At 71.2% G+C, this 18,104-nt stretch carries 16 protein-coding genes; 10 read left to right on the forward strand and 6 right to left on the reverse strand.

Annotation, left to right across the window (positions count from 1 at the left end):
• Positions 1–51: 51 nt before the first annotated feature.
• Complete coding sequence (gene arc, locus O7608_RS21250; protein WP_282227413.1) at positions 52–1,833, reverse strand: proteasome ATPase; 1,782 nt, start codon at positions 1,831–1,833, stop codon at positions 52–54.
• A gap of 203 nt (positions 1,834–2,036) precedes the next feature.
• On the opposite strand from arc, the gene O7608_RS21255 reads away from it, so the two are divergent.
• Positions 2,037–2,366 carry a ferredoxin gene (locus O7608_RS21255; RefSeq protein ID WP_289206280.1) on the forward strand — a complete coding sequence of 110 codons (330 nt, stop codon included), beginning with the start codon at positions 2,037–2,039 and terminating at the stop codon, positions 2,364–2,366.
• Positions 2,367–2,408: 42 nt separating this feature from the next.
• Here O7608_RS21255 and O7608_RS21260 read toward each other — a convergent pair whose 3' ends face one another.
• From O7608_RS21260 to O7608_RS21270, 3 genes are read right to left on the reverse strand one after another with little or no spacing between them, the layout of a single operon-like run.
• Complete coding sequence (locus O7608_RS21260) at positions 2,409–2,975, reverse strand: hypothetical protein (RefSeq protein WP_289206281.1); 567 nt, start codon at positions 2,973–2,975, stop codon at positions 2,409–2,411.
• Positions 2,972–3,955, reverse strand: coding sequence for a tRNA (adenine-N1)-methyltransferase (locus tag O7608_RS21265; protein ID WP_421356828.1), 984 nt, complete (start codon positions 3,953–3,955; stop codon positions 2,972–2,974). The genes O7608_RS21260 and O7608_RS21265 overlap by 4 nt, the downstream gene beginning before the upstream one ends.
• Entirely contained in the window at positions 3,952–5,136 is a 1,185-nt protein-coding gene (locus O7608_RS21270; protein WP_289210969.1) for a M50 family metallopeptidase, read from the reverse strand. Before O7608_RS21270 ends, O7608_RS21265 begins: the two co-directional genes overlap by 4 nt.
• 130 nt (positions 5,137–5,266) lie before the next feature.
• Here O7608_RS21270 and O7608_RS21275 point away from each other — a divergent pair, with 130 nt between their 5' ends.
• From O7608_RS21275 to O7608_RS21295, 5 genes are all read left to right on the forward strand, one after another.
• Positions 5,267–6,232 (forward strand): RecB family exonuclease, encoded by a 966-nt coding sequence (locus O7608_RS21275; protein WP_289206282.1) that lies wholly within the window; start codon positions 5,267–5,269, stop codon positions 6,230–6,232.
• Between the two features lie 28 nt (positions 6,233–6,260).
• A complete protein-coding gene (locus O7608_RS21280; RefSeq protein ID WP_289206283.1) occupies positions 6,261–7,598 on the forward strand; it encodes a sensor histidine kinase in 1,338 nt (445 codons plus the stop codon).
• Positions 7,595–8,293 (forward strand): response regulator, encoded by a 699-nt coding sequence (locus tag O7608_RS21285; RefSeq protein ID WP_289206284.1) that lies wholly within the window; start codon positions 7,595–7,597, stop codon positions 8,291–8,293. The genes O7608_RS21280 and O7608_RS21285 overlap by 4 nt, the downstream gene beginning before the upstream one ends.
• A gap of 204 nt (positions 8,294–8,497) precedes the next feature.
• Positions 8,498–9,271, forward strand: coding sequence for an ABC transporter ATP-binding protein (locus O7608_RS21290; protein WP_421356830.1), 774 nt, complete (start codon positions 8,498–8,500; stop codon positions 9,269–9,271).
• Positions 9,271–11,817 (forward strand): ABC transporter permease, encoded by a 2,547-nt coding sequence (locus O7608_RS21295; protein WP_289206286.1) that lies wholly within the window; start codon positions 9,271–9,273, stop codon positions 11,815–11,817. The genes O7608_RS21290 and O7608_RS21295 overlap by 1 nt, the downstream gene beginning before the upstream one ends.
• A gap of 85 nt (positions 11,818–11,902) precedes the next feature.
• On the opposite strand, the gene O7608_RS21300 is transcribed toward O7608_RS21295, so the two are convergent.
• Both O7608_RS21300 and O7608_RS21305 read right to left on the reverse strand, forming a co-directional pair.
• Positions 11,903–12,571, reverse strand: coding sequence for an HAD family hydrolase (locus O7608_RS21300; protein ID WP_289206287.1), 669 nt, complete (start codon positions 12,569–12,571; stop codon positions 11,903–11,905).
• A 169-nt stretch (positions 12,572–12,740) separates the two neighbouring features.
• Positions 12,741–13,496: a neutral zinc metallopeptidase gene (locus O7608_RS21305; RefSeq protein ID WP_289206288.1), complete on the reverse strand. Its 756-nt coding sequence runs from the start codon at positions 13,494–13,496 to the stop codon at positions 12,741–12,743.
• A 267-nt stretch (positions 13,497–13,763) separates the two neighbouring features.
• Here O7608_RS21305 and O7608_RS21310 point away from each other — a divergent pair, with 267 nt between their 5' ends.
• The 4 genes from O7608_RS21310 to O7608_RS21325 all read left to right on the forward strand — a co-directional run bounded on the left by O7608_RS21310 (position 13,764) and on the right by O7608_RS21325 (position 18,050).
• Positions 13,764–14,648 (forward strand): PAC2 family protein, encoded by an 885-nt coding sequence (locus tag O7608_RS21310; RefSeq protein WP_289206289.1) that lies wholly within the window; start codon positions 13,764–13,766, stop codon positions 14,646–14,648.
• A gap of 68 nt (positions 14,649–14,716) precedes the next feature.
• Positions 14,717–15,739, forward strand: coding sequence for a methyltransferase (locus O7608_RS21315; RefSeq protein WP_289206290.1), 1,023 nt, complete (start codon positions 14,717–14,719; stop codon positions 15,737–15,739).
• Between the two features lie 180 nt (positions 15,740–15,919).
• Positions 15,920–16,714: a GntR family transcriptional regulator gene (locus O7608_RS21320; RefSeq protein WP_289206291.1), complete on the forward strand. Its 795-nt coding sequence runs from the start codon at positions 15,920–15,922 to the stop codon at positions 16,712–16,714.
• Between the two features lie 208 nt (positions 16,715–16,922).
• On the forward strand, positions 16,923–18,050 hold the full coding sequence (locus tag O7608_RS21325; protein WP_289206292.1) for a lytic polysaccharide monooxygenase auxiliary activity family 9 protein: 1,128 nt from the start codon (positions 16,923–16,925) through the stop codon (positions 18,048–18,050).
• Positions 18,051–18,104 lie beyond the last annotated feature (54 nt).

The following is an 18,104-nucleotide window of genomic DNA, read 5'->3' on the forward strand; positions in this document are numbered from 1 at the left end:
CGACGGCGGTGGCCCGCACCCGGTCCGGGTGCGGGCCACCGCCGTCGTGCCTCAGAGGTACTGGCCTGTGTTGCTGGCCGTCTCGATCGACCGGCCGGCCTCGGTCCCCTTGCCGCCGGAGACGAGGGTACGGATGTAGACGATCCGCTCCCCCTTCTTGCCGGAGATCCGGGCCCAGTCGTCCGGGTTGGTGGTGTTCGGCAGGTCCTCGTTCTCCCGGAACTCGTCCACGCAGGCGTCGAGCAGATGCTGCAGCCGCAGCCCCTTGCGCCCCGAGGTGAGGAACTCCTTGATCGCCATCTTCTTGCCCCGGTCGACGATGTTCTGGATCATCGCGCCGGAGTTGAAGTCCTTGAAGTACAGGACCTCCTTGTCGCCGTTGGCGTAGGTGACCTCCAGGAAGCGGTTCTCGTCGGTCTCCGAGTACATCCGCAGCACCACGGCGTCGATCATCGCCGACACGGTGGCCTGCGGGTCGTTGCCGTGCTCGGCGAGATCGTCGGCGTGCAGCGGCAACCCGGTGAGGATGTACTTGGAGAAGATGTCCTTGGCCGCCTCGGCGTCCGGACGCTCGATCTTGATCTTGACGTCCAGCCGGCCGGGCCGCAGGATCGCCGGATCGATCATGTCCTCCCGGTTGGAGGCACCGATCACGATCACGTTCTCCAGGCCCTCGACCCCGTCGATCTCGCTGAGCAGCTGCGGGACGATGGTGTTCTCCACGTCCGAGGAGACCCCGGAGCCCCGGGTCCGGAAGACCGAGTCCATCTCGTCGAAGAACACGATCACCGGAGTGCCCTCGCCGGCCTTCTCCCGGGCCCGCTGGAAGATCAACCGGATGTGCCGCTCGGTCTCGCCGACGTACTTGTTGAGCAGCTCCGGGCCCTTGATGTTGAGGAAGAAGCTGGTGTGCTTCTCCTCGCCACGCCGCTCGGCGATCTTCTTTGCCAGCGAGTTGGCCACCGCCTTGGCGATGAGCGTCTTGCCGCAACCCGGCGGACCGTAGAGCAGGATGCCCTTCGGCGGCCGCAACTGGTGCTCGCGGAACAGCTCCGCGTGCAGGAACGGCAGCTCCACCGCGTCGCGGATCTGCTCGATCTGGGAGTGCAGGCCACCGATGTCGGTGTAGTCGACGTCCGGCACCTCCTCCAGCACCAGCTCCTCGACCTCGCTCTTCGGGATGCGCTCGTAGGCGTACGCCGACCGGGGCTCGATCATCAACGAGTCACCGGCCCGCAACGCGGCGCCCACCAGCGTCTCCGCCAGATGGACCACCCGCTCCTCGTCGGCATGCGAGATGACCAGCGCACGGTCACTCGCCTCGCCGGTCGGGTTGTCGAGGAGCTCCTTGAGCATCACCACCTCGCCGACCCGCTCGTAACCGAACGCGTCGACCACGTTGAGCGCGTCGTTGAGCAGGACCTCCTGTCCGCGTTGGAGCTCGTCGGCGTCCAACGACGGAGAGAGCGCCACCCGCAGCTTCCGGCCGCCGGTGAACACGTCCACCGTGCCGTCGGCATGTCGGGCCAGGAAGACGCCGTACCCGCTGGGCGGTTGCGCCAGCCGGTCGATCTCCTCCTTGAGCGTGACGATCTGGGCGCGGGCCTCCTTGAGGGTGGCCACGAGCCGTTCGTTGTTCTCGGTCAGTCGGGCCAGCTGCGCCTGCGCTGCCGCCAGCCGTTCCTCGAGCTGCCGGACGTGTCGGGGGCTTTCGGTCAACTTGCGCCGCACCAGAGCGAGTTCCTCTTGAAGAAACGCGACCTGGGTGGAGAGATCGTGGGCCTCCTTCTCCCACCGTGCGGCGCGCGAGTCCGCGTCGTCGCTGCGTGCCACGTCCCACCTCCCCGGGGGCTAAAACGTACTGCCCTAACACTAGCTGTTTGCCGGACGTTTCGAACCCACGCAACACAGTCGTCCCACAACGTTGATCGCTTTGTTCACGTCACCGGGGGTCCGGAGGGGCGCTGGCGTGCCGCCGACCCGGCGTGTCGGGTACCGTCGAGCGCGACCATGGTCAGCATCCAGGGAGGGCACTCGTGACGACCCCGGCCGAGATCCGGGCCACCGACGCACCGGGGGCACCGACCGACGCACACCTGCAGGTCTGGGTCGACCAGGACCTCTGCACCGGCGACGGGCTCTGCGTGCAGTACGCCCGGGACGTGTTCGAGTTCGACATCGACGGGCTCGCCTACGTCAAGGACGACGAAGGGCAACTGCAGGTCGCCGAGGGCGCCCGGGTCGCCGTACCGGCGCACCTGCGGCTGGACGTCATCGACGCGGCCAAGGACTGCCCCGGTGAGTGCATCCACGTGGTGCGCGCCGACGACCAGGTCGAGGTCGCCGGTCCGGCGGCTGACAGCTGACAGCTGACGAGGATCCTGACCGGGGTTCGGACGCGGCCAGGATCACAACAACGGACGACCGATGACAGATGCGACAACCCGGGCGAACTCCTCCAGCCGCGCGATCTGCCCGGAACCGCCGTCGTCGAGGGTCTTGCCGAACCGCAACGCGTCGTGCCGGGGCCCGGTCTGCTCCTCCGGCGAGGACTCGTCCTGTGAGCTCAGCAACAGGTAGACGTCGACGCTGTCCACCCGGACCTGCCCGGTCGGCGTCCGGGTCAACCGCCGCCGGCACCCCACCTCGGTGACCGTCGACAGCGGCACCACCCGCAACGACGACGTCATCGCGCCCGGCGGGCCGTCACCCGGCGGTACGTCCTCACCGTGCCAGAGGACGACGCGGGTGCCGTCGCAGACGGCCACCTCCTGCCAGACGCCGTTGACCTCGTTGACGAACCGTTCCAAGGTGAACGCCAGCACCTCGGCCCCGGCCAGGACCCCACCCAACGCTTCCAGGGCGACGTCCGGGTCGCGCAGGTAGGCACGGGCGGCCGCGTCCAGGTCGAGGTACGGCGACCAGTCCGGGAACACGGCCGGCAGCTCGCCGCCACCGAACGACGGTCGACTCACTCCGGCTCCACCCCGGTCGACTCCCCGACCACGTCGGTGCCGGACACCGCCGGCGGTGGGGCCGCCGTGCGGTCCTGCCGACGCAGCGCGTACGCCTCGGCGCCCTTGCTCGGCTTGCGCCGCCGCGGCGGCGCGGTCACCCCGGGGGCCAGCCGCCGGGCCGACACCAGAAACGCGGTGTGCCCGATCATCCGGTGGTCCGGGCGCACCGCGAGCCCGTCGACGTGCCAGTCGCGCACCAGCGACTCCCAGGCCCGTGGTTCGGTGAACCCGCCCACCTCACGCAACGCCTCGACCAGCTCACTGACCTGCGGTGTCGTCGCGACGTAACCGATGAACACCCCGCCGGGCACCAGCGCGGTGGAGACCAGGTCCACCAGCTCCCACGGGCTGAGCATGTCCAGGATGATCCGGTCGAAGCCCACCTCCCGGCAGGTCGCCACGTCCCCGACGTGCAACCGCCACGCCGGATGGGGACCGCCGAAGAACCCCTCGACGTTCGCCCGGGCGATGTCGGCGAAGTCCGGTCGCATCTCGTACGAATGCACCTCGCCGTCGACGCCGACGGCCCGCAGCAACGAACAGGACAACGCGCCGGAGCCGGCACCGGCCTCCAACACCCGCGCCCCTGGGAACACGTCACCCATCGCCACGATCTGCGCGGCGTCCTTCGGGTAGATCACCTGCGCACCGCGCGGCATTCCCAGCACGTAGTCGGCCAGCAGCGGCCGCAGTGCCAGGTAGGCGGTGCCGCCCGCAGACGTCACCACACTGCCGTCCGGCAGCCCGATCAGGTCGTCGTGCGCCACGATGCCCCGATGGGTGTGGAAGGACCGCCCCGGACTCAGGGTGATCGTGTGCATCCGACCCTTCGGGTCGGTCAGCTGCACCCGGTCGCCGGGCTGGAACGGGCCACGCCGGGCAGAGACCGGAGTGGTGGGGACAGCGCCGGTTGCCACGGCGGTCGGCGGAGGGGTCACGGATTCATCTTTCGGCTCGGCTCCAACAACTGGGCGAGATCGGCGACCTGCAGGACGCCGATCACCTCATCGTCCCGGGTCACCAGATACTGCGCGCCCGGACGTTCCTGAACGGTACGGACCACCTGCTCGCCGTCGAGACCGACGGGGATCCGGGGCAGCCCGTCCACGCCGCGGGCCACCGTGTCGACCGCCACCCACGGCCGGCGCGGCGCGGGCACCGCAGCCGCCGCCGTCCGGTCGACCAACGCCACGAGCCGACCGGCCGCGTCCACCACACCCACCGCCGGCATACCGCGATCCGCCGCGCCGACCGGACCCGACCCGGACGCCTCGGCGCCCCGACGCTCGGCCTCGGCCAGCGAGGTCCCGCTGGGCACCGCGAAGATCGGACGGGCCAACACCGCCAGGTCGACGAGCGGGAACCGACGGCCGATCCGGGCCACCCGGATCGACTGCCCGGCACCCTGCCAGAGGGTGAACGACACCAGCAGCATGAAGATCAGTCCGAAGGGCGACAGCAGGCCCGTCACGGTCAAGGTCACCACCACCAGGGCGGTCACCGCCGCCACCAACCGGCCCACCCAGCCGGCCACCTCGGTGCCGACGTGCCGGTCCCGGGTCATCGCCCAGACCGCCGCCCGCAGCGCCCGGCCACCGTCGAGGGGCAGCCCGGGCAGCGAGTTGAACGCGGCCACCAGCAGGTTCGCCACCGCCAGCTGGAACGCCAGCTGGTCGATCAGGGTACGGTCGGGCAGCAGTACGGTGACCACCACCGCCACCAGGCCCAGCAGCAACGACACCGCCGGACCCGCCAGCGACACCAGCAGGTCCACCCTCGGTGTCGGCGCGTCCCGGTCCATCTCGGTGTATCCGCCGAGCATCTCCAGGGTGATGCCGCGCACCCCGATACCGTACCGACGGGCGGTCAACGCGTGCCCCAGCTCGTGCAGCAGGACCGAGCCGAGCAGACAGACCACGAAACCCAGACCCACGGCGTACCGCACCGGCGGCGGCACGTCGAGCTGGGTGCGGACGAACTCGCCGTACACGACGGTGACCAGGACCGCGAGCAGCAGCACCGACGCGTTGAGGTAGACCGGAAAGCCCAGTACCCGGCCGAGGCTGAGCCCCGGTCGCCGGTCAGGACGGCGGTCAGGTCGCTGCGCGGTCTCCTCCATCAGCACGATGCTACGGAACACCCGGTCGCCCGCCGCGCACGGTTTGCCCCTCTGGTCGGCCCACGCCCCGGCCGACGCCACGCCCCGGGCGCGGGCCGGGGCGTCACACCCGTGCCATACCCTGCCTGCCATGACAGCGGAAACGGTACGGCGCACGACGATCGGCGCGGACGGCGCACCCGAGGCCGAACATCCCCGGCACGCCACCCTCTCGCCGTCGCGTGCCGCCGACTTCAAGACCTGCCCGCTGCTGTACCGCTTCCGCAGTATCGACCGGCTGCCGGAACGGCCCACCGCCGACCAGGCCCGCGGCACGCTGGTGCACGCGGTGCTGGAGCGGCTGTTCGACCTGCCCGCGCCGGACCGGACCCCGCAGGCCGCCGCCGATCTGGTGGCACCGCAGTGGCAACGGCTGCTCGCCGAGGATCCGGCACTGGCCGGTGTCCTCGCCGACCCGGCCACGACCGGCACGCTCGGCGAGGACACCGGCCCGGAGGCACCAGGCGACGCAAGCCACACCGTCGGCCCGCAACAGGAGACGTTCCTCGCCGCCGCCCGCCGGTTGCTGGACGGGTACTTCACCGTCGAGGATCCCCGTCGGCTGGAGCCGGCCGAGCGGGAGACCCTGATCAACGCTGTGGTCGACGACGAGTTGCTGATCCGCGGCTACATCGACCGGCTCGACGTCTCGCCCAGCGGCGACCTGCGGGTGGTCGACTACAAGACCGGCGGCGCGCCCCGGGAGGCGTTCGAGTCCCGGGCGCTGTTCCAGCTGAAGTTCTACGCGCTGGTGCTGTGGCGCACCCGGGGGGTGGTCCCCCGGGTGCTGCGCCTGGTGTACCTGCGCGACGCCGAGATCTGCGACTACACGCCGGACGCCGAGGAACTGCTGCGCTTCGAACGCACCGTCGTGGCGCTGTGGCGGGCGATCCTGCAGGCGACCCGCAGCGGTGACTTCCGGCCCAAGCCCAGCCGGCTCTGCGACTGGTGCAGCTACCAGGCGTACTGCCCGTCGTACGGCGGGACGCCGCCGCCGTACCCCGACCCGGGTGTGCCGGGCGGGCCGCCCTCCGGCCCGGGGGCCGTCTCCTCCTGACAGGGGCCGTCTCCTCCTGAAGGAGGAGGTGAGGTTCGCGCCGTGGCGGGCGGACCGGTCCGACGTCACCGGCTACCGTCGCGACATGCCACCCGCCACGCCCGGTACGCCCGTCGTCCGCCGTGTGGCGTACCGCTGGTGGCGCCGTGCGCGGGCGGCGGGGCCGGCCGGACCCGCCGCAGGGCTGCTGGCCCGCGACGGGCTGCTGGCGGCGGCGATGGTCCTGGTCGACCTGGCGCTCACCGCGATCGGCCCACCGGAGATCGACGCCGGTCTCGGCTGGCCGGCGATCGTCGGCTGGGGCGTCCTGGCCGCGGTGCCGATCGCGGCCCGCCGGGTGCTCGTCTGGCCGGCGGTCGTGGTCAGCGCCGCGACCCTGGCGATTCCGCTGGCCACCGGCCACCAGCCCGCCGGTATCGGGCTCGGGCTGATCATCATGACCTACACCGCCGCGTGCTGGCTACCGCTGCGCGGTGCCGTGATCGCCACGACCATGCTGTGGCTGCCGGTCGTGACGGCCAACGCCCTGCTGCTACCGGATCCGCAGACACCCGACCTGTCCTGGCCGTACCTGGTGTTCATCAACGGGCTCACCGCGCTGGTCAGTTTCTTCATCGGCCGGGCGGTGCACGCCCGGCGCGCCTCGACGCTGGCGCTGACCGAACGCGCCAGGGTCGCCGAGGCCAACCAGCGGGTCGCCGCCGAGCAGGCCGTCGCCGACGAACGGCGGCGCATCGCCCGCGAACTGCACGACGTGGTGGCGCACCACGTCAGCGTGATGGGGGTGCTCGCCACCGGGGCACGACGGGTGCTGCACCGCGACCCCGACGCCGCCGACGAGGCGCTCGGCACGATCGCCGAGACCAGCCGCAGCACCCTGCGGGAGATGCGCCGACTGCTCGACGTCCTGCGTACCGACGCCGAACCGGCCGGCGCCGAACTGGCACCCCAGCCCGGGCTCAGCGGCATCCAGTCACTTGTCGAACAGATACGCGAGGCGGGCCTGCCGGTGACGTTACGGGTCGACGGGGTACCGGGCGAGCTCGACCCGGGGGTGACGTTGACGCTCTACCGGATCGTGCAGGAGGCGCTCACCAACGCCCTGAAACACGCCGGCACGCCGGCCACCGCCGAGGTACGGCTCAGCTTCGGCATCTACTGGCTGATCGTCGAGGTGTTCGACACCGGTCGGGGCCCCGCCCCGGAGCGGACCCGGTTGGGACACGGTCTGGTCGGCATGCGCGAGCGGGTCGCCCTGTACGGTGGCACGCTGCGGACCGGTCCCCGACCCGGCGGCGGCTTCCGCATCTACGCCAAGCTGCCGATGGAGCAGTTGGGCGCGGCGAACCGAGAAGGAGCACCGTGAGCGAGCCCGCATCCGGCGCGCAGTCCGCCGCCCGTCCCGTCCGGATCCTGCTCGCCGACGACCAGCCGCTGCTGCGTACCGGGTTCCGGATGGTGCTCGGCGCGGAGGACGACCTCGACATCGTGGGCGAGGCCGGGGACGGCGCGGAAGCCGTCGACCTGGCCCGGCGGCTGCTGCCCGACGTGGTGCTGATGGACATCCGGATGCCCCGGATGGACGGGGTGGCCGCGACCAGGGCGATCGTGGACGCCCGGCTACCGGTCCGGGTGCTCATCCTGACCACGTTCGACCTCGACGAGTACGTGGTCGGCGCGCTGCGGGCCGGCGCCAGCGGGTTCCTCGCCAAGGACGTGCCCGCCGAGGACCTGGTGGCCGCGATCCGTACGGTGGCCGTCGGCGAGGCCGTCGTCGCCCCCCGGATCCTGCGCCGGCTGCTGGATAAGTTCGCGCTCACCCTGCCCGACCCGGACGCGGCACCGCCGAAGACCGTGGACGTGCTGACCGAACGGGAACGGGAGGTGCTCGTCCAGATGGCCAAGGGGCTGTCCAACGCCGAGATCGCCGCCGCGTTGTCGGTCAGTGAGACCACGATCAAGACCCACGTCGGGCATGTGCTGACCAAGCTCGGGCTCCGCGACCGCGTACAGGCCGTGGTGCTGGCGTACGAGTCCGGGCTGGTCCGGCCCGGACTCTGAGCCGCGCCGGCAGCGGGCCGACGCCGGGCGGCGACACCCGCAGGGGGTCGCCGTCGGCCGCTGGGCGGACGTCGGCGGCGCTCAGCTCCTTCTCAGGTGGGAGGGCCGGTCGCGCCGTGACCGAGCGGTGAACCCTTCCCCGGCACGAGGGAACCGGCCCGGTCCGCGCCTACCGTGAGATGACAGTCCGCAACGGTAGGAGTGATGATCGACATGACGACAGCGACGGGTCCAGCGGCCCGGGCGACGGACGTGTGGAAGGTGTACGGCACGGGCGAGGCACAGGTCATCGCCCTGCACGGGGTCAGCATCGACCTCGAGGCCGGCCACTTCACGGCGATCATGGGCCCCTCCGGATCCGGCAAGTCCACCCTCATGCACTGCCTCGCCGGACTCGATTCCGTCACCCGCGGCACCATCACCATCGGCGACACCACCGTGACCGGCCTGAACGACAACGGCCTCACCCGCCTACGCCGCGACAAGGTCGGCTTCATCTTCCAGCAGTTCAACCTGCTGCCCACCCTGACCGCGCAGGAGAACATCCTGCTCCCCCTGGCCATCGCCGGGCGTAAGCCCGACCCCGCCTGGTACGACACGGTGATCGACACCGTCGGCCTGCGTGACCGCCTGCACCACCGGCCCACCCAGCTGTCCGGCGGGCAACAGCAACGGGTCGCCTGCGCCCGCGCGCTGGTCGCCCGACCCGACGTCGTCTTCGCCGACGAACCCACCGGCAACCTCGACTCCCGGGCCGGCGCCGACGTCCTGGGCTTCCTGCGCAACTCGGTGCGCGACCACGGTCAGACAATCGTGATGGTCACCCACGACCCCGTCGCCGCCTCGTACGCCGACCGTGTCGTCTTCCTCGCCGACGGCCGGATCGTCTCCGAGCTGACCGCACCGACCGCCGACGCGGTCCTGGACCGGCTGAAGAACCTCGACGTCACCGTGCCGGCCGGGCAGGAGCACGTCTGATGCTGCGCGCCACGCTGAAGAGTCTGCTCTCACGCAAGCTGCGGCTGGTGCTGTCCGGGGTGGCGATCATCCTCGGGGTGCTGTTCGTGTCGAGCGCCACCGTGCTCACCGACAGCCTCAGTGACCGCTTCGAGCGGCTGTTCCAGACGGTCAACGCCGACGTCGCCGTCCAGGTGCAGGCCGCCGACCCGGCCAGTCAGCAGGCGCAACCACCGCTGCTGACCGAGGCGGACCTGGACCGGCTCGCCGCCGTGCCCGGCGTGGCCTCGGTCTCCGGCGACGCCAGCGCCACCGGGGTGATCCCGTTCCGGGCCGCCGACGGCAAGGCGGTGCCGAGCCAGGCCCCGCAGCTGGGCATCGGGCTGGCCGACACCGGCGACGACGACGCGCTGCTGCAGGTGGCCCAGGGACGGGTTCCAGCCGCCGACGACGAGGTCGCGCTCACCCGGCTCACCGCCGAGCAGGCCGGCGTCACCGTCGGCGACCGGCTGCGGGTCTACGTCTCGAGCACCTACGAGACCAGCGAGTACGAGGTGGTCGGTCTGCTGGAGTACAGCGGAGGCCGGGCCACCCTCGGCGGGGAGACCCTGGTCGCCTTCACCGTGGCACAGGCCCAGCAGCTGTTCTACGGCGAGACCGGGGTGTTCGGCGCCGCGCAGCTGACCGCCGACGCCGGCATCGCCGACAACGAGCTCAAGCGCCTGGTCGCCGCCGAGGTACCGACCGGATTCGAGGCGGTGACCGGCGCGGAACTCGCCGACCAGCAGGCCTCCCAGTTCACCCAGCTGCTGACCTTCGTGAACTGGTTCTTCCTCGGGTTCGCGCTGATCGCCCTGCTGGTCGGCATGTTCCTGATCTTCAACACGTTCAACATCCTGGTCGCCCAGCGGTCCCGTGAGCTGGCCCTGCTGCGGGCCCTCGGGGCCAGCTGGACCCAGGTGACCTCCACGGTGCTGATCGAGGCGCTGGTCGTCGGGCTGATCGCGGCCACCCTCGGGCTCGCGGCCGGCGTCGGTGTCGCCGCCGGTCTGCAGTACGTGGCGGTCAGCGCCCTGTCGCTGCCCGCCGGCGGACTGATCGTCTCGCCGACGGCGGTACTCGCCTCGTACCTGGTCGGCGTCCTGATGACCGTCGTCGCGGCGTTGGTGCCGGCGATCCGTGCCTCGTCGGTGCCGCCCATCGCGGCGATGCGCGACGTGGTACGCCCGGACCGGTCGTTGACCGCGCTCACCATCACCGGCGCGGTCGTCACCGCCATCGGCGCCGTCGGGCTCGCCCTCGGGCTCGCCGGCGTACCCGGAGTGACCGCCATCGCCCTCGGTGGTGGCGTCCTACTGTCGATGATCGGCGTGGCGCTGCTGTCCCCCGCCCTGACCCGGCCGATCGCCGGCACCGTCGGACGCCTGGTCAGCTGGGGTACGGCCAGCGGGCTCGGGCGGCGCAACACTTTGCGTAACCCGCGCCGCACGGCGGTAACCGCCGCCGCGCTGATGATCGGCGTGACCCTGGTCAGCACCATCGCCGTGATCGGCGCGTCGCTGAAGGCGACCACCACCGACCTGGTCGAGAACGGACTCGGCGCGGAGATCATCATCCTGACCAACGGTCAGCAGTTGCCAACCGGACGGGAAGGTTTCGACCCGCAGCGACTCGACGAGGTCGCCGACCTCGACGGGGTTACCGGCACCCTCGCCTACCACCTCGCGGTACTCACCGCCGACGGGCGACCCAACCAGATCGTCTCCGCCACCGACCTGTCCCAGGCCGGGTCGATGTTCGCCTTCGAGATCGAACAGGGTCGCCTCGACGCCGGCGACGGCGAAGCGGTGGTGGACGTCAACACCGCGCAGACCAACGGCTGGGCGCTCGGCGACGACGTCGTCGTCGACATGCCGCGCGGCGGCGAACGGTCCTACGAGATCGTCGGGATCTACCGCACCGCGCTGACCGCCGGCCTGATCCTGCCGCGGTCACAGGTGCAGTACCTCGCCGGGCCGCTGGCGTACCAGGGGTTCGTCGCCACCACGCCGGACGCCGACGTCGCACGCATCGTCGCCCAGACCGAGGAGCTGATGGCCGACTACCCGCTGGTGACCGTCGGCGACCGGTCGAGCTTCGTACAGCAGCAGAACCAACTGGTCGACATCCTGCTCAACATCTTCTACGTCCTGCTGGCGCTGGCCGTGCTGGTGGCGTTCATCGGAATCATCAACACGCTCGTCCTGAGCATCTACGAACGAACCCGCGAGCTGGGCCTGCTGCGAGCGGTGGGGATGAGCCGGCGGCAGATCCGCCGGATGGTCCGCGTCGAATCGCTGCTGATGGCGGTCTTCGGCTGTCTGCTCGGCGTCGGACTGGGCGTCGCGCTCGGCCTGTCCGCCTCGTACGCGATGCGCAGCCAGGACGTACTGTCCGTGGTGAGCGTCCCGTACGGGCAGCTGGCCGGATTCGTGGTGGCCGCCGCCCTGGCCGGAGTGGTCGCCGCGTGGTGGCCGGCCTGGCGGGCGTCCCGGCTCAACGTGCTGCAGGCCATCGCCTACGAGTGACACCACACGACGGGCGGCTGGCCGCCCGCCGACGGGGGCAGTGGGGACGACCGGTTAGCCGGTCGTCCCCACTGGCGGCGGCGGGTCAGCCCACCTCCACCCGTGGCACGGCCCGGTCACCGGAACACACCGCGGCCAGGTCCGCCACGGTGATCCCGACGAGACTGTCGACGACCCGGACATCGGCGGCGACCGCGAACGACACGTCCGCCGGCACGGCGAGCACCGCCGCGCCGGCGGCACGGGCGCTGGCGACACCCGCCGGCGAGTCCTCGACCGCCAGACACCGCCGCGCCGGCACGCCGAGCGCGGCCGCCGCGGACAGGTACGGCGCCGGATCGGGCTTGGTGGCGGTCACCTCGTCACCACAGACGACGACATCGAAGTTGGCCCGGCCCAGCGTGTGCAGCGCCACCTCCACCAGGGCCCGCTCGGTGGAGGTCACCAACGCGGTGGGCAGGCCGGCGGCGCGTACCGCCCGCAGCAGATCCGCCGCCCCGGGCCGCCACTGGACCCCGGCCGCGAACAGGGCAGCCACCCGGTGCGTCAACCAGGCCGCACCGACCTGCGGATCCCGCTCCGGCTGACCGAGGTCGTCGTGCAACAGCCGCATCGTCGTGGCCATGTCCGACCCGACCATCGTCAGTCGCGCCTCGTCGGACAGCCGGCCGCCGTAGTGCACGGCCAGCTCGGTCAACGCCACGTCCCACAGTTTCTCGCTGTCGATCAGCGTGCCGTCCATGTCGAACAGCACCGCCGCCGGTGTCCGGGTGGTGCTCAGGGTAGGACCTCCTGATCGACTCGCCGCCCACACCGATCCTGCCAGGTCGGCCCGGACACCCGGCCAGTGCCCGCCAGGTCGGCCCGGACACCCGGCCAGTGCCCGCCAGGTCGGCCCGGACACCCGGCCAGTGCCCGCCAGGTCAGCTCAGGTCGCAACCGGCCAGTGAACCGTCGTAGCCCTTGAAGAAGGCCGCGATCCGCTGCTCCGCGGTGCCGTGCGAACCCTCCTCGAACCAGGGTTGGTCCGGGTCGTCGGCGACGGCCTCCAGCCCGCGTTGGAACTCGTCCAGGTCGCCGTCGTCGAGCTGCAGGGTGCCGTCGCGCACCGAGTCGCCCAGGTACGCCCCGGCCAGACAGTCCGCCGCGAGCTCCCGCTGGATGCTGAACGAGTACTCCAGCTCCAGCCTGACCTGGATGCCATGGGCGTACTCGTGGCCGATCAGATAGAACAGGAACGAGTCGCCTACCGCCTGGAACACCGAGTACGCCCAGTTGGCGTCGTAGGCGATGAACTCCGAGGCGGTGGTGAGGCAGTAGACCGCGTTGTTGCGCGGAATCAACTGTTCGCCGCAGGACACCTCGCCGTCGCGGTAGTAGGCGATGGTCTGCCCGATCGGCCGGAACGTGGCACCGAACCCGGCGAACCGCTGCTGCCAGTACCGGTCGGCGAGCGCCTCGGCACCCGCGATGTCCTGCTCGAACTCCTCGACCGTGTCCGTACCCTCCAGCAGGCCGTCGTCGCCAGCCGGTTCCCCACCGGGCACCGCCGGCTGGTTCCCCTCCCCCGACCGACCGTCCGGCAGGGGCGCGACCGCGCAGGCCGCCGCCGCGACGAGGGCGGCACACAGTGCCGCCACCCGGGTAAGACTCCAGGAACGTCCGTCGGGCTGCTCCATCGTCGGCTCCTTCTCCCGCCACGGTCAGATGACGACACACGCGGCCCCGTCCAGCACCATGCTGCCCCAGTTGCGCAATACGGGCCACGGCGGTGTGGGGATCATTCACCCACCACCGATGGTGCCCGGCGCGTGCCGCCGGGCCGAGCCGACGGCCGCAACGTAGGCTGGCGGGGTGAGGCTCGACAACGATTCCGCCAGTACCTGTCGACCGCCCGTGCGTACCACCGGTGGCACCCCCCGGTGCCGCCGGGTCGGGGAGGCACCGTGACCGAGTTCGACGGCCTGCCGGTGCTGCGATCGCCGGTGGCGATCGCAGCCTTCGAAGGATGGAACGACGCCGCCGACGCCTCCACCGCCGCCGTCGAGCATCTCGAGCAGGTGTGGCAGGCACACGAGATCGCCGCGCTGGACCCCGAGGAGTTCTACGACTTCCAGGTCAGCCGGCCGACCATCGCGATGTCCGGTGGGGAGACCCGCCAGATCCAGTGGCCCACCACCCGGTTCATGGTCGCCAGTCCGCAGGGCACCGACCGTGACGTCGTCCTGATCCGGGGCATCGAGCCGAGCATGCGCTGGCGCACCTTCTGCGAGCAGGTGCTGGAGTTGTGCCACAGCCTGGAAGTCAACCGGGTGGTGCTGCTGGGCGCGCTGCTCGCCGACGTGCCGTACACCCGCCCGCTGCCGATCAGCGGCACCGCCTCGGACAAGGAGGCCGCCGAGCGACTCGCGCTGATCCCGACCCGCTACGACGGACCGACCGGGATCGTCGGCGTACTGCAGGACGCCTGCAGTCGGGCCGAGGTCGACGCCGTGTCGTTCTGGGTGCACGTGCCGCACTACGCCAACAACCCGCCCTGTCCCAAGGCCACCCTCGCGTTGCTGCACCGGGTCGAGGAGGTGCTGGACCTGCCCGTGCCGATGGCCGACATGGCGGAGGAGGCCGCGAAGTGGGAGGCCCGGGTGCGGACCACCGCCGAGCAGGACGCCGAGCTGGGCGAGTACGTGCGCGAGCTCGAGGAGCGCGTCGGGGACGCCGGGATCCAGCCGCTCACCGGCGACGAGATCGCCCAGGAGTTCGAAAAGTACCTCCGACGGCGAGGCGGATCGGCCGGCCCGACAGCTGGATCAGGTGAGTGGCCGTCCGGCTGACCACGCCGGTTCTATCGGCTAACTGACACCTCGGTCAGCCGGACGGCCCATTGCCGGAAAATGTCCGGATGCTAACCCCCCTCCCTCTTATGCGTCTGGTGACCGGTTTCTGGAGCTTCAAGACCCTCGCCGCCGCAGTCGAGCTGGACCTGTTCACCCGGCTGGCCGATGGCCGGAGCATCACCGTCGCGCAACTGTGCGACGAGTACGGGCTCGCCGAACGACCCGCGGACACCCTCCTGGCCGCCTGCGCTTCCCTCGGCCTGCTGGTCAAGGAGCCCGGTGGTGACGGATACCGCAACGCCCCCGTCGCCGAGGAGTTCCTGGTGGTCGGGCGGCCGTACTACTTCGGTGGACAGGTACGCTACTGCGACGAGCGCACCTACCTGCCGTGGCACCGCATCGGCGAAGCGCTGCGCACCGACCGGCCACTGACCTGGGATCCGCAGACCCAGGAGTCGGTCTTCTCCAATGTCGACCCGCAGATGCTCGAGCTGTTCTGGGAGGCGATGTACGCGACGTCGATCTTCACGGCGCGGGCGCTCGGCGAAGCGTACGACTTCGGTGCCCACGACCGGTTGCTCGACCTCGGCGGTGGCTCCGGGGCTTACCCGATCGAACTGTGCCGTCGCTACCCGGACCTGCGCGCGAGCGTCTACGACCTGCCCCATGTGGTGCCGATCGCGGCCGACAAGGCGGCTGCGGCGGGCATGAGCGACCGGATCGGCACCATCGCCGGTGACTTCTTCGCCGACCCCGCGTTGCCGGATGGCCACGACGTGATGCTGCTCAGCATGGTCCTGCACGACTGGGACGAGACGACCAACCGGGCGCTGCTCGCCCGCTGTCACCGGGCGCTGCCGTCCGGCGGCGTGATCGTCATTTCCGAGCTGCTGCTCAACCCGGACCGCACCGGGCCGACCGAGGCGGCCCTGATGGGGATGAACATGCTGGTGGAGACAGTCGGTGGACGCAACTACTCGGAGACCGAGTACGCCGACTGGCTGGCCGACGCCGGCTTCGGGTCGATTCGGACCGTGACGTTCGACGCTCCGGGTGCCAACGGCGCCATCATCGCGCGCAAGCGCTGACCGGGACGTCCGGCGGGCGCCCGCCCGGGATCGGGCGCGCCGCGCGGGACGTGCCGACCCAGGTGGACTCGACGGGGGTGGCGGAGGCGTGTTGCCTTCGTCGGTGGTGTCCGGTGTGGCTGGACACAGCCCGTTCGTCATCCTAGGATGCTAGGTGGTCCCCGTCGAACGGAGCAGCCGATGCCACAGGTCAACCCCGGTGCCGCCGAGGTTCCGCACCGTCAGATCGCCGACCAACTGCGCGAACGCATCCGCCGTGGCGACTGGGCACCCGGCGAACGCCTGCCGGCGATTCCCGCCATCGCCGAGATGTACGGGGTCGCCAAGCAGACCGTCCAGCGCACCGTGGACCAGCTCCGCGTCGAAGGCCTGCTGATCACCAAGCCCGGCTCGGGCACCTTCGTCCGTGGCACCCGCCGTCGACTCAACCGGCTCGCCCGGGGCCGCTACGGCGGCCAGCGCGGCTACCACGCCGATCTGGCGGCCCGCTACCGCCAACAGCTGACCGAGGTCGGCCGGGCTCCCGCGCCGGCGGAGGTCGCCGACGCCTTCGGCGTGGCGGACGGCACCGAACTGGTGGTACGCCGGCACGTGGTCCGTACCGACGACTCCCCCGTCGAGGTCGGCGCCTCCTGGTTCCGGGTCGCCGACGCGGCCGGCACCAGCCTGGACCGGGCCGAGCCGTTCGGCCGTCCGCTGTACCAGGAGGCCGAGGAGGTGACCGGCCGGCGGTACACCTGGGCCCGCGACGTACTCACCGCGCGCCAGCCCAGCCGCGACGAGGCGCAGACCCTGCGGATCAGACCGGACACCCCGGTGCTGCACCTGCTCCATGTCGCCTACGACGCCGAACGTCGACCGATCGAGGTCGCTCAGGCCACCTGGCCCGGGCCGGTCACCACCCTGACCGAGGAGTACCGGGTGCCGGCGCCGGTGCCCGATCCGGACCCGGATCCGGGTCTGGTACTCGGCTGAGCGGCGTTTTCTTACGCCGTACTTTGTTTTCCATACCAACTATTGACACGTGTGATCGAGATATGTGAATCTCCCGGCAAGGGTCCACCGCACGGGTCGTGCGGCGGTAGCGGGATCTCCGGGCATCCAGCGCCGACCCCGACCCGGGTGGCGGCGTGCCGTCCCCGGTGACCCCACGACCGTTCCGTCCACCTGTCCGGGAGCAGACATGCCTTCCCTCTCCGTCACCGTCTGGGCGCCCGTACGCCGGGCGCTCACCGTCACGGCAGCCGCCGCCCTGCTGCTGGGCGGTGCCCTCGCCGAGGTCGCCACCGCCCACGGTTCGTCGATCGATCCGCCGTCGCGCAACTACGGCTGCTACGAGCGCTGGGCCAACGACTTCCAGAACCCTCGGATGGCCACCGACGATCCGATGTGCTGGCAGGCCTGGCAGGCCGACTCCACCGCCATGTGGAACTGGAACAGCCTCTACATCGACGGCGTCGACGGCCAGCACCAGGCCCACATCCCCGACGGACAGCTGTGCAGCGCCGGCAACACCGGTGGTACCCGCTACGCCTCGCTCGACGTACCCGGCAACTGGCGGGCGGCCAGCGTCGGGACCAACTTCACCGTCACGTACCACGATCAGGCCCTGCACGGTGCCGACTACCACCTGGTCTACGTCACCCGACAGGGCTTCGACCCGCTCACCCAACGCCTGCGCTGGAGCGACCTGGAGCTGGTCCGGACCACCAGCGGCGCGGCCCCCGGCGCCGGCACCCGGACCAGCAACCCCAACCTCAACGGCGTCTCGGTCGACATCCCGGTCAGCGCGCCGGGACGCACCGGTCGGCACATCGTCTACCTGATCTGGAAGGCCAGCCACGCCGACCAGACCTACTACTTCTGCAGCGACGTGAACTTCGGCGGTACCGGGGCGACCCCGGCACCGACCACTCCCGCACCCGCACCGACCACCCCGGCGCCCGTACCCACCACGGCCGTGCCGACCACGGCCGTACCGACCACGGCCGTACCGACCACCAGCGCGCCAGGCGACTGCACGGCGACGTTCGCGGTCGTCGCCAGCTGGCAGGGCGGCTTCCAGGCCGAGGTACGGGTCACCGCCGGCGCCTCCGAGCTGACCGGATGGACGGTGGGCTGGACCAATCCGACCGGCCAGCAGGTGACCCAGGCGTGGAACGCCGCCCTCACGAGCAGTGGGTCCTCGGTGACCGCCCGCAACGCCGCCTACAATGGCGCGCTCGCTGCCGGCGCGAGCACCAGCTTCGGCCTGATCGGGTCGGCCACCGCAACGCCGTCGGCGTCGGCGTTGACCTGCCGGGCCGGCTGACCCGCACGCACCGCCGGGGCCGCCACCGTCGCGTCGGTCCCGGCGGTACCGTGG

Origin of the sequence: Solwaraspora sp. WMMA2056 (assembly GCF_030345095.1) — a bacterium.
In the GTDB taxonomy this organism is placed as follows: Bacteria; Actinomycetota; Actinomycetes; order Mycobacteriales; family Micromonosporaceae; genus Micromonospora_E.

Excerpts from the sequence above, each read along its gene's own strand:
- O7608_RS21270 (WP_289210969.1), bottom strand. The coding sequence starts at position 5,136 with ATGGAGGAGACCGCGCAGCGACCTGACCGCCGTCCTGACCGGCGACCG.
- O7608_RS21275 (WP_289206282.1), top strand. The coding sequence starts at position 5,267 with ATGACAGCGGAAACGGTACGGCGCACGACGATCGGCGCGGACGGCGCA.
- O7608_RS21290 (WP_421356830.1), top strand. The coding sequence starts at position 8,498 with ATGATCGACATGACGACAGCGACGGGTCCAGCGGCCCGGGCGACGGAC.
- O7608_RS21295 (WP_289206286.1), top strand. The coding sequence starts at position 9,271 with ATGCTGCGCGCCACGCTGAAGAGTCTGCTCTCACGCAAGCTGCGGCTG.
- O7608_RS21305 (WP_289206288.1), bottom strand. The coding sequence starts at position 13,496 with ATGGAGCAGCCCGACGGACGTTCCTGGAGTCTTACCCGGGTGGCGGCA.
- O7608_RS21315 (WP_289206290.1), top strand. The coding sequence starts at position 14,717 with ATGCTAACCCCCCTCCCTCTTATGCGTCTGGTGACCGGTTTCTGGAGC.
- O7608_RS21320 (WP_289206291.1), top strand. The coding sequence starts at position 15,920 with ATGCCACAGGTCAACCCCGGTGCCGCCGAGGTTCCGCACCGTCAGATC.
- O7608_RS21325 (WP_289206292.1), top strand. The coding sequence starts at position 16,923 with ATGCCTTCCCTCTCCGTCACCGTCTGGGCGCCCGTACGCCGGGCGCTC.